The organism is Streptomyces melanosporofaciens, assembly GCF_900105695.1.
GTDB classification, from domain to species: Bacteria; Actinomycetota; Actinomycetes; order Streptomycetales; family Streptomycetaceae; genus Streptomyces; species Streptomyces antimycoticus.
Map to the genome: position 1 here is coordinate 22,999 of NZ_FNST01000002.1, position 25,905 is coordinate 48,903.

Here is a 25,905-nt window from a genome sequence, read left to right on the forward strand (position 1 = left end):
GCAACCCGTATGCAGGAGGCTAGTGATGGCAGTCAACACAGCACCGTCCGGCGAAGCGCCGGCCGGCCGGTTGGCAGGCCGGTGGGTGCCATGGTTGGTGATTGGCTTGTGGCTGGTGCTGGCGGCGGGCATGGTGCCGCTGAGCGGAAAGTTGAGCTCGGTCACCACCGACAGCGCCATAGACACCCTGCCGGCCAGTGCCGAGTCCACCAAGGTGGCGGTGGTGGAGGACAGTCTCCCCGACGGTGACAACAACACGTTCGTCTTCGTGTACCACCGCGCCGGCGGCATGACCGACGCCGACCGCGCGACGGTCGAGCGCCACTACAGCACCCTTGCCAAGCGGTACCCGCCGACGGCGACGGCGGCGGCCGGCGAGGACGACGAGGGCTCACCGACGAAACGCTCCGCCGACGGCAAGGCGATGATGTTCACCCTCGAGGTGAGCACGGCCTACGGCGAACCGGAGGCCATCGTCGGCCCGTTGCGTGACGCCGCGAAGGACCGCCCCGCCGGCCTGGAACTCGACGTGACCGGCCCGGGCGCGATCGACGGCGACATGGACGCCGTCTTCGACGGCATCGACGTGCAGGTCCTCCTCACCACCATCGTCGTCGTCACGCTCCTGCTCATCCTCACCTACCGCAGCCCGGTGTTGTGGATCATCCCGCTGGTGGCCGTTGGCGCGGCCGCACTGACCGCGATGGCGACCGTCTACCTCCTCGTCAAGGGCTTCGGCATCGTGGTCAACGACCAGAACTCGGCGCTGCTGACGATCCTGGTGTTCGGCGTCGGTACGGACTACGCGCTGCTGCTCATCGCTCGCTATCGGGAGACACTGCACCACCATGAGAACGTCCGGGTCGCGATGGTCCACGCGTTACGCGGCGCGGCGCCGGCCATCGTCGCGTCCGCGGCCACCGTGGTCGCCGGCCTGCTCTGCCTACTCGTCGCGGACCTGAACAGCACCAGCGGGTTGGGCCCGATCGGTGCGGCCGGCATCCTGTGCGCGCTGGTGGCCATGCTGACGCTGTTCCCGGCGGTGCTCGTGGTGCTCGGCAGGCGGATCTTCTGGCCGGCCATCCCGCGGTTCAGCACGGCCGTGGAGGAGAAGCCGGGGCTGTGGGGACGGCTCGGCACCGCCATCAGCCGCCGCCGGTGGGTGGCGACACTCGGCTCGCTCGGAGTCCTCGGCGTGCTCGCCATCGGGCTGGCGGGCAACACCGGCGCCCTGCGGGAGCAGGACCAGTTCCTGTCCGCGCCGGAGTCGGTCACCGGCTTCACCGTTCTCCGCCAGCACTTCCCGGAGCTCGGCGGCCAGCCGATGACGATCTTCACGCGGCCAGCGCACCAGGAGCGGGTGCTCGACATCGTCAAGGACACTCGCGGTGTGGCCCTGGCCATCCCGGAGCAGACCAGCCGTGGCTGGGCCAACATCTCCGTGTTCCCGACGGACGCGCCGGACACCGTCGCAGAGTACGACACGATCAAGCGGGTGCGCACCGCCGTGCACGCGGTAAGCGGGGCGGAGGCGATCGTCGGCGGGCCGAGTGCGGAGAACCTCGACACCGAGGTGACCACCAGCCGCGACGAGAAGCTGGTGATCCCGCTGGTGCTCGCCGTCGTCCTGATCGTCCTCGGGCTGCTGCTGCGCGCGATCGTGGCCCCGCTGGTCCTGATGGCCACCGTGATCGTCTCATTCGCCGCAGCCTTCGGCGGCAGCGTGTTCGTCTTCGACACGATCCTCGGGTTCAAGGGGATCGACTATTCGGCGCCGGTGCTGGCATTCCTGTTCCTGGTGGCGCTCGGCGTCGACTACAACATCTTCCTGGCCAGCCGGGCCCGGGAGGAGACCGTGCGTCTCGGCACCAGAGAAGGCATGCTCAAAGCCCTCTCGGCCACCGGTGGCGTCATCACCTCGGCAGGCCTGGTCCTGGCGGCCACGTTCGCGGTCCTCGCCACACTTCCGCTGGTGATGCTGATCGAGGTCGGGTTCCTGGTCGCCTTCGGCGTGCTGCTCGACGCCCTGCTGGTGCGGTCGGTCCTGGTGCCCGCCCTCACCCTGCTGATCGGCCGGCGGATCTGGTGGCCGAGCCGGCTGTCCCGCCCAGCGGCGGAGCTGCCGGACGGTCAACAGTCGCTTGGCGACAACGAGGAGCCCGCGCTGCAACGGTGAGCGCGGCGGCCGCGGACGAGATCCGGGACGGGGACCCAGCCCCGTCCCGGATTTTTCATGGGCCCGACGGTCGCCGCCCTTTGGTCCTGCGTCACGCGCCGGGGCTGGGGTCGGCGCACCGCGGTGCCCTGCCCCGTGGTGGGCCGCTTGTCCTGCGCCGTGCGGCCGAGGCTGGGGTCGGCGCACCGCGGTGTCCTGCCCCGACGGTGAGCCGCGCGGGGCCATGCCCGAGGGCCGCCGTCCCTTGTCCTGCGCCGCGCCGCCGGGGCGGGTCAGCGCACCGCGGCCGGAAGGTCGACCCGAAGCAGCGCGCCACCGCGTGCGGAGCGGGCGACGGTGGCCCGGCCGCCGTGGGCGTCGACGACCCGCTGCACGATCGACAGCCCCAGACCGGATCCCGGCAACGCCCGGGCGCTGTCGGCACGGTAGAACCGGTCGAACACCCGCGGTACGTCGGCGGCGTCGATGCCCGGCCCGGCGTCGTCGACCTCAAGCACCGCCGACGCGCCCTCGGCACGGAGCCGGACCTGGACCGGCTGGTCCGCGGGGGACCACTTGCCGGCGTTGTCGATGAGGTTGAGCACCGCCCGCTGGAGCGCAGCGGGACGCCCGCTCATCCACACGGAGGTCACGTCGAGCGCGACCTCGATGTCGGGCACGTGGGAACGCGCCCGGGTCGCGGCGGCCACCACCACGTCGGCGAGGTCGAGCAGCTCGGTGCTCTCGTCGCTGACGTCGCCGCGCGCCAGGTCGGTCAGCTCGGCGGCAAGGGTGCTCAACTCGGCCACCTGGGCGCCGAGATCGTTGAGCAGCCGGGTCCGGCTCTCCGCCGGCAGTGCGCTGTCCAGGGTGCCGCGCCGATCGAGCCGGATCAGCAGCTCGACGTTGAGGCGCAGGCTGGTGAGCGGGGTCTTGAGCTCGTGGGCGGCGTCCTCGGCGAGCAGCCGCTGGGCCCGCCGGGAGTCCCGGAGCGCGGCGAGCATGTCGTTGATCGACTGGATCAGCCGCCGGATCTCCCCACCGCCCTCATCCGGGATGTCGGCATCGAGATCCCGGGTGTGCGCGACACGTACCGCTGCGGCGGTCAGCCGGTCGATCGGTGCCAGCCCGGTCCGCGCCACGGTCCGCCCGACAAGGGTGCCGCCGACCACGCAGAGCAGCCCGATCAGCAGCATGCCGAACCCGAACTGGTTGATCGGGCTGTCGTCGGCGACGTGGGCCACCTGGACCGCGCCGTCGCCCGCCCGCAGCGTGTAGATGAGGTAGCCGTCCTCGTCGCTGTCGTTCGACTCCATCAGGTCGGCCGACGCGCCCTGCGCCACGCGCCCGGCGTGCTCGCTGACGGGGGGCAGCGCGGGTTGGCCGGCCGGCGTCCGGGTCGAGCCGTCGGGCAGGATGACCCGCACCAGCCGACCGGATCCGGGATACGGCGGTAGCTGGAGCTGCGCCAGACCGGCGCGCTGCGCGTTCGTCGCCAGGACGCGGGAGTCGGCGCGCAGCTGATTCTCGGCGGTGTCCTGCAGCTCCCAGCCCAGTAGTTCGCTGGCCACCTGGAAGGCCACGAACACGCTGACCGCGATGGCCGTCGCCGCGATCACCGTCAGCCTGGCCCGCAGGGACCGCCGGCGCCACCATCGGGTCAGCCGGCGCGGTTCCCGGCCGGCGGGCCTGCTCACGGAGGAGTCTCCCGCAGCACGTAACCCAGGCCGCGCAGCGTGTAGATCAATCGGGGCTCACCCTCGGCCTCCATCTTGCGGCGCAGGTAGCTCACGTATACCTGGAGGTTGTTGGCGGTGGAGCTCATGCCGAAGCCCCAGATCGCCTCGAACAGCGCGTCGCGGGTCAAGACCCGGGTCGCGTTGCACACGAGGACCTGCAGGAGGGAGAACTCGGTCCGGGTCAGGTGCAGCGGCCGCCTGCCCCGCCACGCCTCGAACCTGTCGGGATCGAGCCGGACGTCGGCGAACGACAGGATCTGCGACTCCCCGTCGGTCGGGGTGCGCCGGCGCAGCAGGGCCCGCACCCGGGCCAGCAACTCCTCGGTGGCGAACGGCTTGGGCAGGTAGTCGTCGGCGCCCGCGTCCAGCCCCGCGACCCGGTCGGAGACCTGGTCACGGGCGGTCAGCATCAGCACCGGCAGATCCCGACCCGCGGCCCGCAACCGCCGACAGGTCTCCAACCCGCCGAGGCGGGGCATCATCACGTCGAGGAGCAGCAGATCCAGCGTGTCACCGCTGGCCCCACCGGCCCCGTCGAGCACGGCGAAACCGTTGGCGACGGTGCTGGTGTCGTAACCCTCGACCTGGAGCACCCGCTCCAGCGACTCACGGATGGCCGCGTCATCATCCGCGATCATGATCCGCACGCCGGCCCGCCCCCTTCCAGTCGATGTTTTTGCCGCTCATTGTCCCCGATCAACCTGAGGCCAGGATTAGAGCGTCGCTGGGGACTGCGCGCTTACGGATACCTGCTGACCTCGAATGCGTGATGTCGTCATGGTGGTTTGCGCAGGCCGGTTCCGGTGAGGCAGCCGTCGAGGACGTCGTGGCGGTACTGGAGTTGGCGTAGACCTCGCCGGACGGCGGTGATCAGGTCGTCGGGGTCGGCGAAGGCTCGGTTAGCCAGGCTGGTGCGTCGCAGGACGGACCAGAGGCCCTCGACTGCGAAGGATGCCTCGCTGGCCAGCCGCTCGGGGTTGTCGCCGGCGGCGATCAGCAGGGCTGCGGCGCTGTCGGGGCCGACGCCGATGATGTCCAGGAGCTGCGGGTGGCAGGTACGAGCTCTGGGTCGATGCCGAGGAGTACGGCCTTGAGCTGGTTCTTCGCCTGTGTGCGAGCCTTGACGGCCGACTCTTTCGCCAGTCTCAGCATGCGCATGTCGGCGGCCGGGCCCTCACCCGTCTTGGGCGTGACATCGGCGCGTCCTGACAGCACCGTGCGGGCCGCGGCTTCGGCATCGACGGCGTCGGTCTTGCCGCGCCTGCGGCGCGTGGCGCGGTCGGGCTGGTTGACCTCGATGACCTGGACGTTCTCCCAGCTCAGGAACCGTGCCAGGACTCCCCCATAGGAACCGGTGCACTCCACTCCCGCACGATGCAGGACGCCGAAGGAGCGGGCCCAGGACAGGAGATGGCGGTATCCGATGGCAGTTGCCGGGAACTCCTGGTGGGCCAGGAGCACGCCGAGCACGGTGATCACGGCGGCGACGTGCACGTCCTTGTGGGTGTCAACGCCGAGGACCGCACCAGACGACGGTGCCAGGCCAGCAGCGTGCCCGGGGTGACCAGCCGATAGCGGCGCAAGGCGGATGGCAGGTCCCGCGCGACAGCGGAGAGCACGGCACGGTCAGCCCATGTGAGCTGCGGCCGGTCGATCTGCCGGCGCAGCACGGCGACCTCGTGGCGGAGAGCGAGGATCTCGGCGTTGCTCGCGGCGATCGGCCCGGCAAAAGGAAGCAGCCCAGCAGCCGGCAGAAGATCAGGTGGGGCAGTCGCAGCCCCACATTCACTGATCATGCCCATACTCGGGCGATCGCAAAGCCCCAGGTCAACCGCCGCACAGCAATAAAGACACCCTTCAGGTACGGATATACGTGCTCGTGGCGATCGAACACGCCAGTCGCCGGATCCTCATCCTGGGCGCCACCACACATCCCACCGCCTCCTGGGTAGCGCAAGCGGCGAAGAACCTCGTCATGGACCTCGAAGACCTCGGCTGCCGGGCACAATTCATGATCCGCTTGGAGCGCGACGGCTCGGGTGTCGGGCCACACGTCGAGAACGGCGCCCGCCAAAGACGTCGTCGACATCCGCGTCGCGTTCTCGCGGCGGCCGCACCAGGCCCGTCAGCCGGTCGGTGGGGGGCCCGCCGGTACGGAGCCGGTGGGCGGCGTGGCCGCGCTCGTGCTGGCGCGGACCTCGAGATGGTGGGGCACGGCGATGTCGAGTGGTGGTACGGCCGCGGCGGGGCTGTAGATGCGGTCCGCCAGGCATTGCAGGGCACGTTCGGCGATCTGCTTCTTGTCGGGCACCACGGTGGTCAGGGGCGGATGGGCGTAGCGGGCGTCCTCGATGCCGTCGAAGCCCACTACGGCGAGGTCGTCCGGGACGCGCAGCCCGTGTTCGTGCGCCATGTGCAGCGCTCCGAGGGCGAGTTCGTCGCTGAAGGCGAAGACGGCGTCCGGCCGTGCGCCGGATTCCAGCAACGCCGCCATCGCCCGGGCCCCGTCCTCGCGGTGCAGTGCCCGTACCGGCTGTTGCAGTGCCTCGTCGGGCGGGAGCCCGGCGCGTCGCAGCGCACGGTGGTACCCCTCCAGCCGCTGGCGGGCCGTGTCGTTGTGGAGTTGGGGCTGGAGGCCGATCGCGGCGATGCGGCGGCGTCCGGTCTCCAGGAGATGGGTCGTCGCCTCGTCGGCGGCGAGGACGTTGTCGACGGCGATGCGGTCCGCCACTCCCGGGGCCCGCTGCTCCCCCAGGAGGACCACGGGGATGTCGCGGGCGCGGGCCGTCAGCTCCTGCGGGCGCAGGGACCACGGGCTGATGATGAGCCCGTCGACCATGCGTCCCCCGGTGCCTTCCAGCAGTCGGCGTTCCGCCTCGGGGCTGCCGAAGGTCTGGTCGATGACGACCGTCCACGAGCGGTGCTGGGCCGCCTCGACGATCAGGCTGGCGAGTTCTCCGAAGTACGGCGAGTACAGCTCGGGGATGGCGAGCCCGATGAGCCCGGTGCGGCCGGCGCGCAGGTTGCGGGCGGCCAGGTTAGGGCGGTAGCCCAGCTCGTCCAGTGCGGCCTGGACCCGCGCCCGCGTCTCCTCGGCCACGGAGGCGGAGCCGCTGACCACGTTGGAAACGGTGCGTATGGACACCCCGGCCAGGGTTGCCACGTCCTTCAGGCGACTGCTCACAGTGGCCATCTTGGCACGCCTCGCAGCGATGGACCAAGAACGTCAATACGGTGACCGGATGGCTATTGCAACGTTGCATGCAACGCTGCAATATGTGGGGATCCGTCGCAGCGCAAGGAGGCGCACATGACCATGCGGGCATATCCCGGCATCAGCCCGGATCACCTGGACGTCGACGTGTCGGCCGACGTGGAGGCTCTGTACACCGACGGCATCACCGCCCGGAAGGGTGCTTTCACCCCCGAGTGGGCGGACCGGCTTCGCGAGGACATCGACAAGGCGTTCGCCGAGGCGCTGACGCGCCCCGACGGCGCCGTGGGCCGCGGCCCCAACCGCTACTACATCGAGATCCACCCCGAGCAGCTCCGGGGGTTCGTGGAACTGGTCGACCACCCCTGGGTACGGTCGCTGTGCACGGCCGTGCTCGGCCCGGACTACCGCATCGTGGAACTCGGCTTCGACGTCCCCCTGGAGGGCGCGGTCAACCAGCCGTGGCACCGTGACTTCCCCATCCCCGAGGAAACCCGGCGTGAGCGCCGCCTGACCTCGCTCGCGTTCAATGTGACCGGCGTGGACACCGAGGAGGACATGGGCCCCTTCGAGATCGCGCCGGGCACCCAGTGGGACGACAGCCCGGAGTTCGAGCACGGCATGTTCCCGCCGAAGTCGCACTACGGTCGCTACGAGGAGCGCGCCGTGCGCAAGTACCCTCAGCGTGGGGACCTCTCCTGCCGCACCGCGTTGACCATCCACCGCGGGACGAGGAACGAGTCCGCGAAGTCCCGGCCGGTGCTGGTCCTGGGCGTCGACGGCCCGGAGGCGGACAACGGTGACCGGCACGACACGGCGGTCACCCGGGCCTTCTGGGACTCGCTGCCGGAGCGCGTGCGCGAGCACCTCGACTGCCCGGTGGTGGACGCGCTGGTCCCGGTCACGCAGAAGCACACCATCGAGGGTCTGGTCATGGGCGATGTCTGAGGACACCGCGGTCGCGGTCGCCGCCGAGCGTGCTCCCGTCCGCCAGCCGGCCCAGGTCTACGCGGTCGCGGCCGTCTCCGCCCTGGGCGGCCTGCTCTTCGGGTACGACACGGGCATCATCTCCGGCGCCCTCCTCTATCTCCGGGAGGACCTCCAGCTGTCCTCCCGGGAACAGGAGATCGTCGTCGGAGTCATCCTCGTGGGGGCGATGATCGGGGCGCTGGTGTCCGGATCGCTCGCCGGCCGGCACGGCAGGCGCCGGGTGGTCCTGTGGGTGGCGGTGGTCTTCGCCGCGGGAGCACTCGGTGCGGCAGTCGCGCCCGACACCGCCACCCTGGTCGCCGCACGCCTCGTCCTGGGCCTGGCCGTGGGCGGGGCCTCCAACATGGTGCCCGTCTACATCGCCGAGGTCGCGCCGCCCGCCATCCGCGGCCGGCTGATGGTGCTGTTCCAATTGATGGTCGCCATCGGGCAGTTGATCGCGTACCTGTGCGGCTGGCTCCTGGCGGGCAGCGGCGGGTGGCGGGTGATGTTCGGTCTGGCCGTCGTTCCGGCCGCCGTACTGCTGATCGGCATGACGAGACTGCCGGAGAGCCCCCGCTGGCTTGTCGAGCAGGGGCACACCGCGGCGGCCCGATCGGTGCTGCGGAGGCTTCGCCCCGCGGGTGCCGACATCGACGACGAGATCGCGGGCATCGGCGAGGTCGTGAAGTCGATCCCGCGGCAGGACAGCCGCGCGCTGTGGCAGCCCTGGCTGCGTCCGGCGCTGGTCGTCGCGCTCGGCGTGGCCGCGTTCTCCCAGCTGACCGGGATCAACGCGATCGTCTACTACGCCCCAACGATCCTCGCCGACGCCGGCTTCGGGAAATCGGTCGCGCTCATCACGGGCATCGGCATCGGGGCGATGCTCGTCGTGGCGGGCATCACCGGTGCCATCGCGGTGGACGCCATCGGCCGCCGCCGGACCATGCTGTGGTTCATACCGCTCTCGGGTCTGGCCATGGCCGTACTCGGAGGCGCCTTCCTCATGGAGGGATCAGCCGCGCAGCACTGGGTTGTGATCATCGCGCTGTTCGCCTACATCCTGTTCAACGGCATCGGCATGCAGTCCGTCGTGTGGCTGATCGCGCCGGAGATCCTCCCGCTCCGTGTGCGTGGACCGGCGACCAGCCTCGCGACCCTGACGGTCTGGGGTTTCGATCTTCTGATCGCCGTGACGGCGCTCAGCGCGATCAACGCGGTGGGAAGGTCGGGGACGTTCTTCGCCTATGCGGCGCTCAACGTCCTGTGTGTCGTCTTCGTGCTGTGGAAGGTGCCCGAGACACGCAACAGGCGGCTGGAGGACATCGAGCGGGCGCTGCACGCGCCCGGGTCACTGCGCCGGAACCTCTCCACCTACCGCTGACGAGCCGAGCCCCCGGCCCTGCGTCAGGCCGCGCGGCCCAGTGCCGCCCGCTCCAAGCGCTCCACCGACGTCACCGTGTGCATGCACGCGGTCAGCGCACGGCTGCGGGCGTGGGAGATGCCGCCGGGTACCGTCGGGTCGGTGAGCCGGGCGAGACGGCCGTCGGTCGCGACGCGGTCGAAGGCCGCGCGCAGATCACCGGTTCGCGGCGGAGCGTCCAGGGCGAGGGCCTCGGCGAGCCGGTCGAGGTGGTCGCGGACCTCGGGCGGCGAACAGCGCCGTCTCCGGCACCGCGTCCGACGGGGTGCGTGGCAGGTTGCCGTGTACGAGGGCGGCGGCGCGGCCCACCTCGAAGACGGCGGCCCGGATGGCTCCCAGCTCCGTGGCGCTCCAGCGGGCGCGGTGGCCGCGCGGCTCGTGGGCGAGGCTGTCGATGGCGGCCTCGAGCCGTTCGCGGGTCTGCCGGGCGCGGTGACGCAGCGCGCCGAGCCTCGCGGGGTCGACGGCACCGCCCCCACCAGGATGTGGTCCTTCAACATCGAGCTGAGCGTCACCAGCCCCCTGCTTTACGTCGTGCTGCAGGCCCGGGTAGACGACGGGATCGCCATGGAAGACGTGGCCCGGTCGATTGGGCTGAAGGACGTGCAGCAGGTACGGCCATTACTTGATGAGCTGGTCGATGCTGGGGTCGCCGAGACTCGGCCGCACCATGGTCGGCAACCCAGCATCCTGGTCTACCGGTCCCCGTTCTCGCAGGAACGACGTACGCACGGGTGCGTCCCGTGCGGGCGGTGCGGTGAGTGTTCATGCGGACACACCAAGGGTCTCTGCCGCATCTGTGACCAAATCGGCCGCGTCGAGGAGGAGGCCCGGAAGGACTGAAGGGTGCCAATATTCCAATTAGGCTGCTGAGCTGGGCCTTTCCTGTGGATGGTGAGGCAGCCGGGGTGACGTGGTGTGGTACTCGTTGAGCAGTCCGCCAAGTACCTGGCGGCGCCTGACCGCTGCAGCGGGCAGGGGGATGACGTTCGGGTCGTCGTCGGGTGCTCGTAGGCCAAGGCTTCGGTGGGCCCGTCCCGTGTTGTAGTGCTCGGCGTACAGGTTGAGGGCCGTACGCAGGTGTCGTTCACCGGTGATGAGGAGTCGGTCGGTGCATTCTGCGCGAGCTGTACGTATCCATCGTTCGGCGAACGCGTTGGGAGCGCCGCAACATCTTCTGCCAGCGGTGGCCGACCGGGTCTGACCGCCGTCTGACGCCACTTCCGGCGCGCCAGACCTCAATTTTCCTGGAGCGATCGGGCTGTCATGGCAGCACTGCTCCGGATGGTGAACACAAGCACCAGCGTGCACGGCTGGCGTTGCTGGTCACTCCACGGTCGGTCCTGCGCTGGCACACACACCTCGTGGCCCGGAAGTGGACCTATCCACACCGCAGTCCAGGCCGACCACCGACGCCGGAAGCACTGCGGCAGCTGGTCCTGCGCCTCGCACGGGAGAACCCGGGGTGGGGATATCGACGGATCCACGGCGAACTGCTCAGCTGGGACGCAAACTCGGCGCCTCGACCGTCTGGGAGATCTTGCAGACGGCCGGGATCGACCCCACACCCCAGCGCACCAACCAGTCCTGGCCCGTCTTCCTCAAAGCCCAGGCCTCCGCCATCGTGGCCACCGACCTCTTCCACATCGACACGGTCTTCCTGCGGCGCTGGTTCGTGCTGTTCTTCATCGACCACGGCACCCGCCGCATGCACATGACCGGCGTCACCCGGCACCCGACCGGCCCCTGGATCACCCAGCAAGCGCGGAACTACCTCATGGACCTCGGTGACCGCGCAGAGTCGATCGGATTCCTCATCCGGGACCGCAGCGCCTACTTCACCGGCAGCTTCGACGCCGTCTTCCAGGCGGCCGGCATACGCGTGATACCTACCCTGCCCGCTGTGCCACGGATGAACGCCATCGCCGAGCGCTGGATCGGATCATGCCGACGCGAGGGAACCGACCGCGTCCTGATCACCGGAGAACGCCACCTGCGTCTCGTCGTCGGCGAGTACGCGAAGCATACGACAGACACCGGCCGCACCGATCCCTCGGACAGCGGCCACCAGACCAACTCAACAGCCCCGAGACGCCCATCGCCAGGGACAACACTCGCATTCGTCGACGCGACCGACTGAGCGGCCTTATCCATGAATACTCGCAGGTCGTATAGGGTGACACAGATTCCGGCACCCACAGGCACTGATCGACCAGCCGCGGGTCGAGCCGGGTCACAGGTACGTCATGGCGATCAGGTGGGAGGAAGCTGCCTGTTCCCCCGGGGACGCCCCGGAACCCGCCCAGTGGCGCGGGCTGGGCGAGGGCTCGGAAGTGCCGTTCGACGCAGGTGTCATAGGCCAGGGCGAGCTGGAAGGACACTCTCGCACGGCCGCACAGGCCCGCAGCGCGAAACTTGAGGCGGGGACGACGCCGGGCTGGAGGACCAGTTAGCCGGCCGTGGAGAGGACGCCCTGGTCCAGGAACTGAACGCGGCTCACCCGCATGAGCCGGAGACGTTCGGTCCTGCGCGGCCACCCGACACCTGTGCCTGATTCGCAAGACAGCCGCCGCTCTGCCCCGCACCCCAGACGCGGGGCAGAGCATCCCCGAAACCCCGAAAAGGGACCTGCTCTGCTGGAAGGCCGCTCATCGCCCGGCAGAGCCGAACGTTTCCCGGTACTCCTCCGTCCTAGGAGGGACAGGGAGGGAATCCATGACCGGACGCCGCCGCACGTTACGCCGTATCGGGCGCCGCGCCGACGCCGCTGACCCCCGCGGGCCCGACAGAAACACACCCGACACCCTCACCCCCGACACCCTCACCCCCGACAGGACCGACGTGGACGTCTCACGCGTGCGCGCGATCCTGGCCCTGGGCGGCGTGCCGTGGGGCGACCTCGATGACGGGGTGCAGGAGGTACGGCTGAAGCTGCTGGAACAACGCGCCGATCCGGACCGCACGGCGGTTCGCGACACCTCCGCGTGGAGCAGCGTCGTCGCCGCCCGCGTCGCCGCGGACTGGCACCGGGCCGGCGCGCGCGACGACGGGCTGCGTGCCCGGCTCGCCGCCCGCTGGGCGCAGCAACCCGTCGCGCAACACACCGAAGAAGACCGCACAACGGCCCTCGCGGTGGCGGACGGACTCGGTTCCCTGCCCCCTCACCAGCGTCAGATACTGACGTTGCGCTACTACGCCGATCTTCCGGTACGTGACATCGCAACGCTGCTCGGCGTCCCCGAAGGCACGGTCAAAAGCCGCCTGCACACGGCCGTGGCCGCACTGCGCACCCGGCTGCGCGAGACGGAGGTGATCCACGGTGACCGAACCGACCGAGACTGAGGAGATTCGACTGCGACGGGCGTTCGCACTGATCGGGGAAGAGGCCGGGCGCCCGGACCCCACCGCGGCGCCCACGGACCCGCCGGCTGCGATCCGCACCCTCACAACGGCGACCCGCCCCCCGCGCAAACAGCGACGTACCCGCGCGGCACTCGCCGCAGCGGCAGCCGCCTGCGTCACCGCCATCGTCGTGACAGTGACAGTCACCGCCGACGACGGCTCCGGAAAGAATGCCGACACCACAGGCCGAGGACAGACCTTCCCAGAAGCACTCGCCTGCGCGACCGCCGTAGTAGAAGGCGACCTGACCGCGGTACGCCCGGCCGGCCAGGGCCGGGTACACGTGACCGTGTCCGTGGACCAGTGGTTCAAGCCCAGCACAGGGCCCGCCACTGCACGATTCGACCTCGCCGACCCCGCCGTCGCGGACCCCGCCGAGGCATACACCACCGGGGACCACCTCCTACTGCTCGTCCCCCGGCGCAAAGGACAGATTCCCGACACCTCCCAAGGCCAGGAGCTACGCCCGATGCGCGACCGGATCACCCGCACCCTGCCGGAAGCAGCTCACACCCCCTGCCCTCCTGAGTTCCAGTGAGGCACTGCGCCTGCCGGAATCTCATCCGCCCTGGTGGGGGCAGTTCTTCGGGTTTCCCGAAATCTTGGCCGCGGTAGCTCGAGCTGGCGCTCTCGCGCAGTTGCCATCAGAGCGTCATGTTGATCGATCGTGCTGCTGCGACTGGTTTACCTGGGTGTAACGAACGCGTTCGCGATGCTGCGCCTGCTGCCGATGACCGACCGGCACAAGGACGCGGAGATCCTTGCCCTGCGCCACCAGATCACCGTGCTGGAACGCCAACTCGGCGAGGAAAAGATCCGGTTCACGCCCAGCGATCGGGCGTTCCTGGCGGCGCTGCTGCAACGGCTGCCACTGCACGTCCTGCGAAGACTGCGGCTGCTCTCACATCCCGACACGGTGCTGCGTTGGCACCGCGACCCCGTCGCACGCCGCCATGCCGCCTCCTGCCGGCCCAAACGCCCGGGACAACCACGCACCGTGCGCTCCACCGCATCCTGGTGTTGCGGCTGGCGAAGGAGAACCCGAGCTGGGGGCACCGACGCCTGCACGGCGAATTGCTCGTGCTCGGGGTGAGGGTGAGCGCGTCCACCGTCTGGGAGATCTTGAGCGCGTCCACCGTCTGGGAGATCTTGAGCGCGTCCACCGTCTGGGAGATCTTGAAGGAGGCGGACATCGACCCGGCGCCCGAGCGGAACTCCAGTACCTGGGCCACCTTCCTTCGCAGCCAGGCTGATGCCCTGCTGGGCTGGCCTGCGCCGTCATGGAAACAGTCACCCTGTCGGGGGTACGGATGTACGTGCTCGTGGTGATCGAACACGGCAGTCGCGGGATCCGCATCCTGGGCGCCACCGCGCATCCAAGCGCATCCTGGGTAGCACAAGCGGCGAAGAACCTCGTCATGGACCTCGAAGGCCTGGGCTGCCGCGCACGGTTCATGATCCGGGACCGGGAAGTTCCCCGCCCTCTTCGATGCCGTCCTCAAGGACGCGGGGATCGACGTCGTACTCAGCGGCATCCAGATGCCACGAATGAACTTGATCACGGAGCGCTGGATACAGACCTGTCGCCGCGAACTCCTGGACCGGACATTGATCTGGAACCAGCGGCAACTCCTCCATACCCTGCGCGAGTTCGAGCAGTTCTGCAACGGACACCGACCACACCAGGGCATCGCGAACGCCAGGCCGCTGCACCGCTTGCTCCCGCCGATCGACGATCCCGACGCGTTAGCCCGCCTCGACTTACGCAGACACGATCGTCTCGGCGGCATCCTCCACGCATATCAACATGCGGCGTGACCTGCACGAATGATGTTTCCGACAAGGGCAGGCACTGCCCCCTCACCGTCGGCCGGACTTAACAGCCAACCCTGTAGGTGCCAGAAACCTCATCCGTGCTGGTCATATGGGCGACCGCTGCGGTGGGCCCACCAGCCTCGTTGCCGACCCAGCCTCTCTCCCACCAGCATGGTGGAGTGCTACTGGGACTGCTCTACCTGACCTTGACGAGCATGTTCACCCTGATACGGCTCCTACCGAGGAGTGGCCACGACAAAGACGCCGAGATCCTGGCCCTACGCCACCAACTCACCGTGCTGCAGCTACAGACCGACAAACCGAAGCTCACCTGGCCAGACCGTGCGCTGCTGGCCGCCCTCCTGCATCCCTTCCCCCGTGTACGTCTTCGCCAACTACATCTGTTCGTCTCACCTGACACAGTGCTGCACTGGCACCGTGAGCTGCTGCGCGCCACCGCCACGCGAAGGCTTCCCATCCCAAACGGCCGGGACGACCCCGCACCATACGATCCATCCGCGCCCTGGTGCTACGGCTGGCACGAGAAAATTCCAGCTGGGGCTACCGGCGCATCCACGGCGAACTCGCCTCCCTCGGCATCAAGCTCGCCGCCAGCACCGTGTGGAACATCCTCAAGGAGCACGGCATAGACCCAGCGCCCGAACGCGACCGCACCACCTGGGCGTCGTTCCTGCGCTCCCAGGCCCAGTCCATCCTCGCCGCCGACTTCTTCGAGACCAAGACTCTGACCGGAGCGACGCTGTACGTCCTCGCAATGATCGAGCATGCCACCCGCCGCGTGCGGATCCTCGGCGCGACGGCACATCCCACCGCCGCCTGGGTCACTCAGCTCGCCCGGAACATGATCATGGACCTCCAAGACACAGGAACCGAAATGAAGTCCTTGATCCGGGACCGGGACGTTCGCTACCCGACATCCTTCGACACTGCCCTAGAAGCCTAGGGTATCGAGGTCGTCCAGACCGGCGTCCGGATGCCGCGCATGAACGCGATCATGGAGCGTTGGGTGCGATCATGCCGAACCGATCTCCTCGGCCGCACCCTCATCTGCAACCAGAGCCATCTCCTCCACACACTGCGCGAGTACGAGGCGTTCTACAACGAGCACAGACCTCACCGCACTCTCGCAGGCGCCGCGCCACTCCACCCCCTACCCGAACCGATCACCGCCCCCGACCAGCTCACCCATCTCCACGTCCATCGACACGATCGCCTCGGCGGCCTCCTGCACGAGTACCGACATGCTGCGTGACCAGCACGGACGTAGTTCTTGGCACCTACAAGGCTCTGGGAGAGATCGCAAGCGGCCACTGAGGATAACGGCGGTCATGTCGGCGCTCGCATTCCTCCTGGCCGGAACCCACCTCGCCGCAGGTACGTCCTGGTGGCTGTACGCCGTGCCGTTCGCCATGGGCGCGGAGCATGGTGCTCCTCGTGTCGGGTACCCCTCCGCAGCCGGCCCTCGGGCAGTGCCTGACGGCGGCGGTCCGACGCCGTGCACGTGGCGCAACCCGGTACGCCGCCACCCTCGGCGCTTGAGAAGTCATCTCATTTCGCGGTACCGGTAGCCTGACTGTGTGTTGATGTTCGAACATCGCCATATCTCCTTGATCATCTCATTGCCCCTTTGACGCGTATCTAGGTCACACCCCGAGAGGGGCGGCGGTCGGGGAGTTGAGGTTGCGCAGGAGGGGGAGACGTGGGATCCGACGGTGTGGACGGAGACGAAGAGGCGTGCGGCGATCTCCGCGTTGCTCAGGTGTTCTCCGAGCAGGGTGAGCACGTCTGAGGTGGTCAGGTGGTCGTTCCGGTGAGGAACACGTACCAGGCGGCGAGGTACGCCGTCGACAGGTTCACTCGGTCGCCGGCGGCTGAGACCGCGCCGTTCGGGTAAACGCGGTAACCCGCGGGCTCGACTGCTCCCGCCGGCAGCCGGCCGAGGCGGGCCGGCTTCAACTCCGCAGCCGTCCTCGGCGTGCTCTGACCGGGTTCGGGCCTCGGCGGCCTGCATCCCCGCCGAGCGCCCGCCGGAGCGTCGCCCCGCGTCCCGGCACCCCGGCATACGTGGTCGGCCGCAAGGTGATCGAACCTGGGTCAGTCCTCGCCGGTCCGGATGCCGTCCAGGGCGAAGCCGAGTACCCGGCCACGCTGCTCCTCGCTGACGTAGCCGGTGGCGATGATGCCGGTGATCATGCGCAGGACGTCGTCGAAGGAGGCGTCGCGGCGGGCTTCGCCTGCCTCCTGGGCCCGAGTGAAGAGCGGTTCGCCAGCCTCGTACATGGCGACCCGGGAGGTGCGGAACATCTCCGAGTCACGGTTTAGTTCCTCGGAGATCGCGCGCTTAGTGCCGACGTAGGAGACGAACCGGTCGAGCCAGGCGCTGAAGGCCTCCCACGGAGGCAGGTCGGCGACGTCCCCGGCTGCACGGCACAATTCCTCGACCTCGCCCACGTAGACGGCGTCGAAGAGGGCTTGGCGGGTGGGGAAGTTCCGGTAGAGCGTGCCGATGCCGACACCGGCCGCACGGGCGATGTCCTCGAGCGGGGCACTAATTCCCTGCTCGGCAAACGCCGTGCGCGCGGCGGCCAGGAGCTTGTCGAAGTTGCGGCGCGCGTCCGCCCGGTACGGCCGCCGCACGGCCGCGTCCGGGAGCGTCCTGTCGTCCACCGTGATCCTTCCCGGGTGTCCCTGGCGCAATCCAAGCGGACGATCGCCCTCCGCTGAGGTGGAGCGCTTCCTCCGTTTTTCTGGAGGGCTCTCTCAATTTTATCAAGGCCGGGTCCCGCCCGTCGCAGCCCCCGGTGCCCACCCCTGCCGAGGAACCCCACGTCCCCGCCCCCTTCCTCCCTGCGGCTGACGCTGGTCGTGCTTGCCTGGCCTTCTCCCCGTCTGGGATCGGGCCGTGGCCGTGGCCGTGGTGCGCGTGCTTGCCGACGTAAGGCCCAGGAAGATGTCCCGCGATGCCAGCCGTCGTGCCCCCGCATGCGTCGATGCGCGCCAGCCCCGGTGGGGGTCGCGCGCATCCACGTCATGCGGACTGAACCAGCCGCCCGCAGTTGGCCGGGCATTGCGCCCTGCTGGGCGGTGGCCGGAGCGGCGGCATACCGCTTCGCCCGCACCCGGCCCGCATGCAGGGGTGCCCGTGACGGTGCCGTTGCGGCCACGCCTTTCCGGCGAGGTGCCGGGCCGCGGGCTTTCAGAGATGCATGGCCGGATCGGTTACAGCGAGCGGATGAGGCCGCCGTCGACGCGCAGGACGGCGCCGCTGACGTAGTCGGCCAGAGGGCTGGTCAGATACAGGACGGCGCCGGCGACCTCCTCCGGGCGCCCGAGCCGACCGCGGTCGTTGGGGAGCAAGCGGGCTGTGGCGTCGCGTTCGATCTCCTGCCAGGTATCGCCCCAGCCGCGGTCCGGGGCGATACCGGTCAGGAGATCCTTGACGGCATCGACGAGGATCGCCCCCGGGGCGACGGTGTTGGAGGTCACGCCGGTTCCCGCGAGCTCCCGCGCAAGGGAGACGGCCAGGTTGTGCCGGGCGGCGAGGGTGGCGTTGTAGTGAGGGTGGCCCGCCATGGGCGTGACGGCGAGCCCGCCGCCGATCTGGATGACGCGACCCCAGTCGCGCTCGCGCATCTGGGGGACCAACCGCTTGATCATGCGGACTCCGGACAGCACGTTCGCCTCGTAGGTCTCGCGCCAGTCGTCGATGGTCGCGTCGGTCCAGGTGACGTGCCGGTAGTAGCCCGCGTTGTTGACCAGGATGTCGATCGGGCCGTTCGCCAGGGCCCCCGCCGCGACCGCGTCGGCACCCTCGTCGGTGGCCAGGTCTCCAAGGACGACCTCGGCGCGTCCGCCGGAGTCCCGGATCGTCCGGGCCACGGCCTCGGTGCGTTCCTTGTTACGGCCATGCACCACGACAGTTGCGCCCTCGGCCGCGAGGAGAGCGGCGATCGCCGCTCCGAGGCCCGAGCTGGATCCCGTCACCAGGGCGCGCTTGTCGGTCAGCTTGTAGTCCATATCATTTCGCTTTCGTTTCCGGCGGTCGCAGATGGCGCTCGTGCCGGCTACTCGCCGATGCAGAGGTGTGACCGCGGTGCCGGGCGCGCATGGGGAGATGCGCCGCCCGGTCGATAGTTGGAGGGGATCCTCCACATTACCGGAGGATGCCCTCTACTTTACTGGAGGGTTCCCTCCGGTGCAAGGGTGCGCGAGTCGGCTTCGGCCTGCTGCTCACGGCGGAGGCCACCGGCGGCCTGCTCGGCGCCGCCATCGCCTCGTTCCTTGGCCAGCGACTCGGTACCGGTACCGCGCTGACCTGCACCGCGGCGGTCGAAGGGCTGGCCATCCTGTGTCTGGCCGCCGCCCCGAACCCGTACGTCGCCGGGCTCGCGCTCGCCGTCTGCGGGGCGGGCATGGGCGCCACGATGGTGCTCGCCCCCTCGCTCCGGCAGGCGATCGTCCCCGCCCACCTGATGGGCCGGGTCGCCTCCACCTCCCGCATGCTCGCCATGTGCGCCGCCCCGTTCGGCGCCTTCCTCAGCGGCTGGCTCGCCGCCACGTTCGACGTACGCACCCCGCTCTACGCCGCCGCCAGCCTCCTGCTCACCATGACCGCCATCACGGCGACCATGACCAACAACCGCCGGGTCGAAGCGGCGCTCCGTCGCGCTGCCTCGACCGGCGGCCCAGCTCACCCGGCATCCGAGGATCCCGTTCGGCAGGATGCACCCGAATTGGTGTGACGCCTCCGCGCGCACCACCCAACCGAGAGATGAGATTCATTGTGCGCACGCTGACGTACTACATCGCCACGACCCTCGACGGTTTCATCGCCGCGCCCGGCGGAGGCGACCTTTCGGGGCCTGACGGCTTCTTCACCGTCACCGAGGACTATCTCGATCACCTCGTCGCGGCCTATCCGGAGACGCTGCCGGTCAATGCACGGCAGGCGCTGAGCGTCACCGCGTCCGACCGACCTGCGCCGCGGACACGAGGTGATCGGGGTCAGCCAGGACGAGAACGCGGTGACCGTGGACGTGCGTGGTCCCGAAGGGCCGTACGAGGTGACGGCCCGCTACCTCGTGGCATGCGACGGCGCCCGCAGCCGGGTTCGGGACCGGGCCGGCATCGGCTTTCCCGGCACCACCTACCCGGAGGTCAACCGGCTGGCCCAGGTCACGCTGCCCGATACGGTGAGCGTGCTCGACAACGGCGATCTCGGCGTCCCCGGCTTCGGCACGGTCCGCGCCGGCTTCACGCGCACCAGCCAGGGCCTCCTGGGAGTCGGCTCCTCGCCCACCTCCCGCGTCGAGTCGCTCTGCACCGTCGAAGACGAGACCGTCGAATACGACGACGACGTCCCGATGACCGTGACCGAACTGCACGACAGCATCCACCCGGTGCTCGGCGTGGAGCTACCCGTGGCCGAGGCGATGCGGCTGTCGCGGTTCACCTTCAAGGCCCGCCACGCCGAACGCTACCGTGACGGGCGGATCCTGCTGGCCGGCGACGCGGCACACCTGTTCCCTGCCACCGGTGTGGCACTCAACGCCGGTATGCTCGACGCGGTCAACCTGGCCTGGAAGCTCGCCGCCGACCTGCACGGCTGGGCACCACCCCGGCCTGCTGGACACCTACCACAGCGAACGCCACCTCGCCGGCGCCCGCACCATGCTGCACACCCGCGCCCAGGTGGCCCTGCGACGCGGGCACGACCCGGCCGCCGAAGCACTACGGGAAGTCTTCCAGGAACTGCTCACCGACGAGCAGCCGTTGCGCCGCATGGGAGCCCTCGTCGCCGGCACCGACATCCGCTACCCCACGCCTTGCTCCCACAACACGTTGGCCGGCACCTTCGCACCCGACCTCCCCCTGCACACCGACCAGGGCCGCGCCAGCATCGCCGAGCTCATGCACGGCGCACGGCCCATGCTCGTCGACCTCGCCGACCGCCCAGACCTGCGTGAGGCGGCCCGGGACTGGCAGGACCGCGTCGACCTCCACTCCGCCAAGACCGACGATCGACCGGCCGACGCCCTCCTGATCCGGCCGGACGGCCACATCGCCTGGGCCGCAACCATCGACGAACCCGCCGAGACCACCACCCTCGCGCTGCGAAACGCGCTCTCCGACTGGTTCGGCACACCCCGGACACCGGCAGGTCCAACCATCGACCGGCCATCCTGACCGGCCCACCGCACACCAGCGGCCCGACCGAAGGGCGGAACAACGGTGATGAGCCCTACCTACGAACCGAGCCGGCGAGCCTCTAGGACCGATCGCAGCAAGGCCCTTCCACCACTACCAATCAGGAGGTACTCCGTGACCACCGACTCACCGCTTCCAGCTGACCATGGGTTGATGGACGCGCTGCACGCGACGGGGCCGTCTGGCGAGCACGCCGACAAGCTCATGCTGTTCGGGCAGTTCGTTGGCTCCTGGGACATCGACTGGTCAGGGACAGACCGCGACGGCAAGCCCGCCCAGGCCACAGGCGAGCTTCACTTCGGCTGGATCCTCGGTGGCCGGGCCGTCCAGGACACCTGGATCATGCCGGGCCGGCACGAGCTTGCGGCACCGAGCCTGCGGCCGTTCCACGGTACAACGGTGCGTTTCTACGATCCCGATCTGGATGCGTGGCGCTCCACGTGGATCGAACCGGTCAACGCCCGCGTCCGCCGCTTCGTCGGGCGGCCCGTTGACGGGGACATCGTCCTGCTCAGCGACGAGGAACGACCCTGGCTACGATGGCGGTTCACCGACATCACGCCCTCGTCGGCACGCTGGCTCGGCGAGACCTCTCACGACAACGGCACGACCTGGGCCTGCGACGAACAGATGATCCTCACGCGCCGTCCACAGTGACCACGCACAGCAGCACCGGGCGGCAAGATCCTCTGCCCACGGGACTGCTGATCGGGTGAGTCACCGCCGCCGTGAGTACCGGTATCAGAAGCGGGATGAAGTGCCGAGGCGAACTCGGTGAGCGCGTCCGGGCGGTCTGGCCGACGCCCGATTCGACCTGCGCCCGGCGCTGCTGGTCTGCGCAATCCTGTCGTTCACGGCGCTGCTTTCCGCTGCTGCTCTGCCCCTCCGCAACCTGCGTGCTCTGCGAAGATCACCGAAGAAGGAGCCTGACCGTGCTGACAATCCGCCCCGCCCGGCCCGAAGAGCTGCCGGCACTGACGGCGTTTCCGAACGACAACGAACGCAACGCCGCGACCGCAGCGTACCTGTCCGGGCTACTCGACAGCGGCTGCACGCGGCCGGACTGGTGCCTGGTGGCCGAGCGGGACGGCGCACTCATCGGCAACGTCGTGCTGTGGACGCCCCCAGGCCGCTCGGTGCCGATGGACATCGTGCTGCTGGAGCCCGGCGACGACGAGACCGGCGCGGCCGTGCTGACGCACGCAGCCGACCTGGCCCGATCGCTTGGCGCCGACTCCCAGGGGCATGTACTGGACACGCCGAGCCAGGCCCCCCAGTTCCAGCGCGACCCGCAGCGGCGGGAGCAACTGCTCGCCGACCACGGGTTCACCGTCGCCCGCGACGGCTGCCGGTTCCTGTGGCAGATCGGCGACCCGATGCCCGACCAGGACGAGCGGCTGCACTGGCGATCGCTGGCCGAACTGGGCAAGGAACCCTTTGTCGACCTGCTCGCCGACGCGTTCACCGACACCAAGGACTCCATCTTCCTCGCCAAGATCGCCGAACACGGGCTGCGCGGAGCCGCCGAGCGCAACCTCGCCGACATGCTGGAAATTGACCACAAACCCGCATGGTTCGAGATCGGCTACAACCAGCAGGACCAGCCCGTGGCGATCAGCCTGCCCGCCCGCACCCCCAGCTCCGCAGTGATCGGCCTGGTCGCCGTCGCACCGCCCGGACGAGGACACGGGTACGCCACAGCCGTCGTCGCCCGTGGCACCCGAATCCTGGTCGACGCCGGAACCACGGAGATCCGCGGCGACTGCGACGCGAGCAACATCGGCATGTTCAACGCGTTCCAGCGGGCCGGCTACCGCAACTTCGCCAACCGCAAGATGCTCAGCCGTCCACTGTAGACCGAACCGCATGAAGCGGCCCTGGAGACATCCCTACAACGGTCACAGATGAAAAATCAGGCATCTTTCCATTAGTCCCGGGCTGTCATCGATTCAGCGCAGAACGGGCGGGCCTTTCGGCGAAAGGACTTCAACTGGGCGAGGGAGCCGCTAGAGGAAGCATCTCTGGCGTGATCAAAGAAGAGTGCCTAGCGAGATAGCAGCGCGTAACACATACACATTCCCGTACGATAATGCCGGCGAATGTCACGCATTATTCTCGGCAAATCCGTGCACCGATGCCCCTCAGCTTGAGGTGACTTACTGTAGTCGGCGGACGCTCCGGTCTTGCTCCTGCAGGCCAGGGCTTGATCAAGTTCCGTAGGTGTCCGGATCGTTGGTGATGCCCAGGATGGGGAGTGCTCGTTGGGGCTCGTCGCGGATCGCCCGGGTGGTCTTGGCGATGTTGTCGGCTCCGAGGGTTTTCAGCACGCCGATGGCGAGGTTGCGGAGGGTCGCCATGGCTCGTGGGGCGGTCCCCGCGTGGACGGTGGAGGCATCCTCGGCGAAGGTGACATCCCTGATGTGGTGCGAGGAGTTCTCCACTCCCCAATGCCCGCGAATCGCAGCGGCCAGGTCGGCAGGACCGGCCTGGTGGGCGTCCAGGCTGGTGACGGCGTAGACACTCTCACGGGTTTCACGCTTGCCGGTCTGCTTGCGGCGGCGGTGGACGCGGATGGCCAGGCGGGCGTGGGGAAAGGCGATCCGCCGAGTTCGTCCGCGACGGCGCAGGTCTTGATCGAGCGGGACTCGCGCCTGCCGTGCCCGGAGGCCGAGGCGGTGTGCTGGACTGCGATGTCCCGCCACGGCAGGACCGCGAGCTGGCGGTGGGCGATCGGCTGGTTGGTCTTGATCACGGCGATGTAGTGGGCCTTCTTGGTCTCGACCAGCCAGGAGATGTTCGCCTTGACCGAGTGCAGGGCGTCGAAGGTGACGACGGCGCCGGCCAGGTCCAGCGGCGCCAGGAGCGGTTGGAAGTGTGTGGTTTCGTTCGTCTTCACACCGACCTCCACCTGGGCGAGGGTCACGACGGTGCCGTAGGTGACCGCGGAGAGCAGATGCCGGCGCGTCGCGGCCAGACGGGCTGATCCCTTGAGTGCTTTGCCGTCGACAGCGATCACGCGCGGCCGCCCGGACGCGGAGGGCGACGGCGCCTGGACAGGCTCGGTGGCGGCGCGATGCCGGTCGGCCGGGTAGGCGCCCACCGCCCGGTCCAAGGCATCACCGTCAACAGCCCCCAGCACACGGCCGATCGTGGCCGGCGACGGAGTGCGCCGCCATCTGAGCAGGTGGCGGCGGATCCCGATGGCTGTCAGAGTGTGTTCGAGGCACGCTGGCCCCACTCGGCGAGTTCGTCGATGCTCCTCGCTGTCGGCGTTCGCGTGAAAGTACCCAGCTCGGTACACGGAAACGTACCCAGCAGGCTGGATAGCCGGCCCCGCCCAGAACGGCGGCTCCCACGTCCTGGAGACGCCACTGAACGCCTCGCCTGCCCACTTCCGTTGGGGCGCGGACGGTCAGCGTGGGATCAGCGTGCCCTCTCTGGTGACCGTCAGGCGCACCTGGGAGCCGTCCGGCGAGCAGTTGCGGCCGTTGGAATAGGTGGGCTGCGGGGTGGTGGTACTGATCTGTCGGTCGAGTACGGTGGCGCCCCGCTGGTTCTTGAATACCAGCGTGATCTGTATCGGCTTACTTGATGGGAGGTCACGTATGACCACGAAGCCAGGCCGGGGGAGAGAAGGCTCGGGGTTTTGCGGGGCCCTCGCTGCCGGGGGTTCTGTGGCGGTAGCGGATTCCGTGGTGATTACGGGGTTTCCTGGGGTCGCCGGTTCTTCCGGCCAGGTGTCCAGCTGCAGTGTGCGCTTCCGGCATGTGCCGTCCCAGCAGGCTGTGAGGGTCGCGTCGGCCACGCTGTTCGCCAGTTCCGGGTGGACAGCGACCCGGATCCCGGCGGGCGTGTCGATCAGGGTGCAGATGTCTTGCGCGTAACCTCCGCACGCGGTCAGGAGCGCCAGAGCCGCCAGGGGGACCGCCAATCCGATGTTGCGTCTCACGCTGGCTCCTCGGCAACCGTCTGCGTCTTGATCATGGCCACTCATGTTGGCACAGCAGCTGCAGCACATCGCTCGATCTGGACTGTCACGTGCCATCCTCTCTCCTGTTGTTGAGTCAGGGCTGCGCGGAGCGTGGCTGGAGAAGCAGAAGCGATTGCCCCGTGTGGCCGGTGGCATGAACACGGGTCGGCCACAGTGCGGCCGTCTTGCTCCTGGAGCGAGGAGGCGGCGTCAACAGGCGGGCGCAGCCCGTATGTTGCCTGCGGAGGCTGGGTACGTAGCCGTGTACCTGCCTGACCACGCCTGGGTGTACGCCGACACTCGCTCCCGAGACGACCGCGCAGGCGGACACCAGCAGGATCGCGGTCAGCGAGTACCACCGGCCCCGCCGGGAGCGCGGATCGCGCACCGAGTCGAAGTAGGGCCGCAGGTCGGCGATCCGGTCTCTGTCCAGCGGACCCAGCTTCACCAGCACGACGGGAATGAGAGAAGATACAGCGGCAGGCACGGGCAACCTCGTGATCATCGGGCTTGGACACCACAATGATCACGAAGCCCGTGCCTGCCCTGTTATACGCCCCAACCGGTCACAACCCGACCAGCCGCACACCCCAGGAACTTGCAGCCGCCCTGCACGGCGCGGACCCTAACAGGAGCCACTGACACGGCCTCCGGCGTAAAGGTGAAGAGCACCTCGCCGGAAACGAAGCGCCAACAGTGGAGCCTCACTTGGAGGGCATTCAGTTAGTTCAGAGAAGCTTGTGTCAGATGCTCGCTCCTGCGACCTGACCCGTCCCAACGGGCACGGCTTGCCGAGATCCGCGACAATTTGATCGCCCGAATCGCCGAAGCCAAGATGGAAGGCTGGCTCGGCGAGGTCGAAGGTCTCCAGGTCAGTCTGGCTGGCGCCGAGGAGAAGCTCCGCCAGCTCGATCGGGGCCACGGGCAGCATGCGGCCGTGGACCTTGGCATCCCCACCACGCGTCGTGATTGATGAACCCACGAAGGTGG

General features: G+C 69.0%; 21 protein-coding genes and 5 pseudogenes. 15 read left to right on the top strand and 11 right to left on the bottom strand.

Going from position 1 to position 25,905, the window contains the following annotated elements; genetic code table 11:
* The first annotated feature begins 25 nt into the window (after nucleotides 1-25).
* Nucleotides 26-2,176 carry an MMPL family transporter gene (locus BLV72_RS02740; protein ID WP_093460092.1) on the top strand — a complete coding sequence of 717 codons (2,151 nt, stop codon included), beginning with the start codon at nucleotides 26-28 and terminating at the stop codon, nucleotides 2,174-2,176.
* A 272-nt stretch (nucleotides 2,177-2,448) separates the two neighbouring features.
* Here BLV72_RS02740 and BLV72_RS02745 read toward each other — a convergent pair whose 3' ends face one another.
* The 5 genes and pseudogenes from BLV72_RS02745 to BLV72_RS02775 all read right to left on the bottom strand — a co-directional run bounded on the left by BLV72_RS02745 (nucleotide 2,449) and on the right by BLV72_RS02775 (nucleotide 7,078).
* A complete protein-coding gene (locus BLV72_RS02745; protein ID WP_093460094.1) occupies nucleotides 2,449-3,852 on the bottom strand; it encodes a HAMP domain-containing sensor histidine kinase in 1,404 nt (467 codons plus the stop codon).
* On the bottom strand, nucleotides 3,849-4,541 hold the full coding sequence (locus BLV72_RS02750) for a response regulator transcription factor (protein ID WP_093460095.1): 693 nt from the start codon (nucleotides 4,539-4,541) through the stop codon (nucleotides 3,849-3,851). The genes BLV72_RS02745 and BLV72_RS02750 overlap by 4 nt, the downstream gene beginning before the upstream one ends.
* Nucleotides 4,542-4,837: 296 nt before the next feature.
* A pseudogene (locus BLV72_RS02760) lies at nucleotides 4,838-5,436 on the bottom strand (IS110 family transposase); the annotation flags it as partial.
* On the bottom strand, nucleotides 5,370-5,696 hold the full coding sequence (locus BLV72_RS02765) for an integrase (RefSeq protein WP_244320605.1): 327 nt from the start codon (nucleotides 5,694-5,696) through the stop codon (nucleotides 5,370-5,372). The pseudogene BLV72_RS02760 and the gene BLV72_RS02765, both read right to left, overlap by 67 nt.
* Nucleotides 5,697-6,019: 323 nt before the next feature.
* On the bottom strand, nucleotides 6,020-7,078 hold the full coding sequence (locus BLV72_RS02775; protein WP_093470101.1) for a LacI family DNA-binding transcriptional regulator: 1,059 nt from the start codon (nucleotides 7,076-7,078) through the stop codon (nucleotides 6,020-6,022).
* A gap of 132 nt (nucleotides 7,079-7,210) precedes the next feature.
* On the opposite strand from BLV72_RS02775, the gene BLV72_RS02780 reads away from it, so the two are divergent.
* The 3 genes from BLV72_RS02780 to BLV72_RS02790 all read left to right on the top strand — a co-directional run bounded on the left by BLV72_RS02780 (nucleotide 7,211) and on the right by BLV72_RS02790 (nucleotide 10,343).
* A complete protein-coding gene (locus tag BLV72_RS02780; protein WP_425288499.1) occupies nucleotides 7,211-8,056 on the top strand; it encodes a phytanoyl-CoA dioxygenase family protein in 846 nt (281 codons plus the stop codon).
* Nucleotides 8,049-9,461, top strand: coding sequence for a sugar porter family MFS transporter (locus BLV72_RS02785; RefSeq protein ID WP_093460098.1), 1,413 nt, complete (start codon nucleotides 8,049-8,051; stop codon nucleotides 9,459-9,461). Before BLV72_RS02780 ends, BLV72_RS02785 begins: the two co-directional genes overlap by 8 nt.
* A gap of 321 nt (nucleotides 9,462-9,782) precedes the next feature.
* A complete protein-coding gene (locus BLV72_RS02790; RefSeq protein ID WP_093460100.1) occupies nucleotides 9,783-10,343 on the top strand; it encodes a hypothetical protein in 561 nt (186 codons plus the stop codon).
* Nucleotides 10,344-10,361: 18 nt separating this feature from the next.
* Here the strand turns inward: BLV72_RS02790 and BLV72_RS02795 are convergent, their stop codons facing one another.
* Nucleotides 10,362-10,811, bottom strand: a complete 450-nt coding sequence (locus BLV72_RS02795; RefSeq protein ID WP_342030649.1) for an integrase core domain-containing protein — start codon at nucleotides 10,809-10,811, stop codon at nucleotides 10,362-10,364.
* Nucleotides 10,812-10,965: 154 nt separating this feature from the next.
* On the opposite strand from BLV72_RS02795, the gene BLV72_RS02800 reads away from it, so the two are divergent.
* The 5 genes and pseudogenes from BLV72_RS02800 to BLV72_RS02820 all read left to right on the top strand — a co-directional run bounded on the left by BLV72_RS02800 (nucleotide 10,966) and on the right by BLV72_RS02820 (nucleotide 15,990).
* A complete protein-coding gene (locus BLV72_RS02800; RefSeq protein ID WP_244320606.1) occupies nucleotides 10,966-11,640 on the top strand; it encodes an integrase in 675 nt (224 codons plus the stop codon).
* Between the two features lie 575 nt (nucleotides 11,641-12,215).
* Nucleotides 12,216-12,842, top strand: a complete 627-nt coding sequence (locus BLV72_RS02805) for an RNA polymerase sigma factor (protein WP_093460101.1) — start codon at nucleotides 12,216-12,218, stop codon at nucleotides 12,840-12,842.
* Between the two features lie 196 nt (nucleotides 12,843-13,038).
* On the top strand, nucleotides 13,039-13,440 hold the full coding sequence (locus tag BLV72_RS49460; RefSeq protein ID WP_244320607.1) for a hypothetical protein: 402 nt from the start codon (nucleotides 13,039-13,041) through the stop codon (nucleotides 13,438-13,440).
* Nucleotides 13,441-13,569: 129 nt separating this feature from the next.
* Nucleotides 13,570-14,720, top strand: a pseudogene (locus tag BLV72_RS02815) (transposase family protein).
* Nucleotides 14,721-14,896: 176 nt separating this feature from the next.
* Nucleotides 14,897-15,990 (top strand): annotated as a pseudogene (locus BLV72_RS02820) (integrase core domain-containing protein).
* Between the two features lie 842 nt (nucleotides 15,991-16,832).
* Here BLV72_RS02820 and BLV72_RS02825 read toward each other — a convergent pair.
* Together BLV72_RS02825 and BLV72_RS02830 are read right to left on the bottom strand one after the other, a co-directional pair.
* Nucleotides 16,833-17,405, bottom strand: coding sequence for a TetR/AcrR family transcriptional regulator (locus BLV72_RS02825; protein ID WP_093460104.1), 573 nt, complete (start codon nucleotides 17,403-17,405; stop codon nucleotides 16,833-16,835).
* 552 nt (nucleotides 17,406-17,957) lie between these two features.
* Complete coding sequence (locus BLV72_RS02830) at nucleotides 17,958-18,755, bottom strand: SDR family NAD(P)-dependent oxidoreductase (protein ID WP_093460106.1); 798 nt, start codon at nucleotides 18,753-18,755, stop codon at nucleotides 17,958-17,960.
* 194 nt (nucleotides 18,756-18,949) lie between these two features.
* Here BLV72_RS02830 and BLV72_RS02835 point away from each other — a divergent pair.
* The 5 genes and pseudogenes from BLV72_RS02835 to BLV72_RS02855 form a co-directional block, all read left to right on the top strand.
* Nucleotides 18,950-19,480 (top strand): annotated as a pseudogene (locus BLV72_RS02835) (MFS transporter); the annotation flags it as partial.
* A gap of 252 nt (nucleotides 19,481-19,732) precedes the next feature.
* Nucleotides 19,733-20,296 (top strand): annotated as a pseudogene (locus BLV72_RS51825) (FAD-dependent monooxygenase); the annotation flags it as partial.
* A gap of 112 nt (nucleotides 20,297-20,408) precedes the next feature.
* Entirely contained in the window at nucleotides 20,409-20,924 is a 516-nt protein-coding gene (locus BLV72_RS49470) for an aromatic-ring hydroxylase C-terminal domain-containing protein (protein ID WP_244320608.1), read from the top strand.
* A 135-nt stretch (nucleotides 20,925-21,059) separates the two neighbouring features.
* Entirely contained in the window at nucleotides 21,060-21,602 is a 543-nt protein-coding gene (locus BLV72_RS02850; protein WP_143059732.1) for a hypothetical protein, read from the top strand.
* Between the two features lie 275 nt (nucleotides 21,603-21,877).
* Nucleotides 21,878-22,801 (top strand): GNAT family N-acetyltransferase, encoded by a 924-nt coding sequence (locus BLV72_RS02855; RefSeq protein ID WP_093460109.1) that lies wholly within the window; start codon nucleotides 21,878-21,880, stop codon nucleotides 22,799-22,801.
* A 464-nt stretch (nucleotides 22,802-23,265) separates the two neighbouring features.
* Here BLV72_RS02855 and BLV72_RS02860 read toward each other — a convergent pair whose 3' ends face one another.
* The 3 genes from BLV72_RS02860 to BLV72_RS49475 form a co-directional block, all read right to left on the bottom strand.
* Nucleotides 23,266-24,084, bottom strand: coding sequence for an ISAs1 family transposase (locus BLV72_RS02860; protein WP_244320609.1), 819 nt, complete (start codon nucleotides 24,082-24,084; stop codon nucleotides 23,266-23,268).
* Between the two features lie 273 nt (nucleotides 24,085-24,357).
* Nucleotides 24,358-24,894 (bottom strand): hypothetical protein, encoded by a 537-nt coding sequence (locus BLV72_RS47160; protein ID WP_143059733.1) that lies wholly within the window; start codon nucleotides 24,892-24,894, stop codon nucleotides 24,358-24,360.
* Nucleotides 24,895-25,009: 115 nt separating this feature from the next.
* Nucleotides 25,010-25,420 carry a transposase family protein gene (locus BLV72_RS49475; protein ID WP_244320610.1) on the bottom strand — a complete coding sequence of 137 codons (411 nt, stop codon included), beginning with the start codon at nucleotides 25,418-25,420 and terminating at the stop codon, nucleotides 25,010-25,012.
* A gap of 303 nt (nucleotides 25,421-25,723) precedes the next feature.
* Between BLV72_RS49475 and BLV72_RS48645 the strand changes: the two genes are divergently transcribed.
* On the top strand, nucleotides 25,724-25,888 hold the full coding sequence (locus tag BLV72_RS48645) for a hypothetical protein (protein WP_244320611.1): 165 nt from the start codon (nucleotides 25,724-25,726) through the stop codon (nucleotides 25,886-25,888).
* The last annotated feature ends 17 nt before the right edge of the window (nucleotides 25,889-25,905 follow it).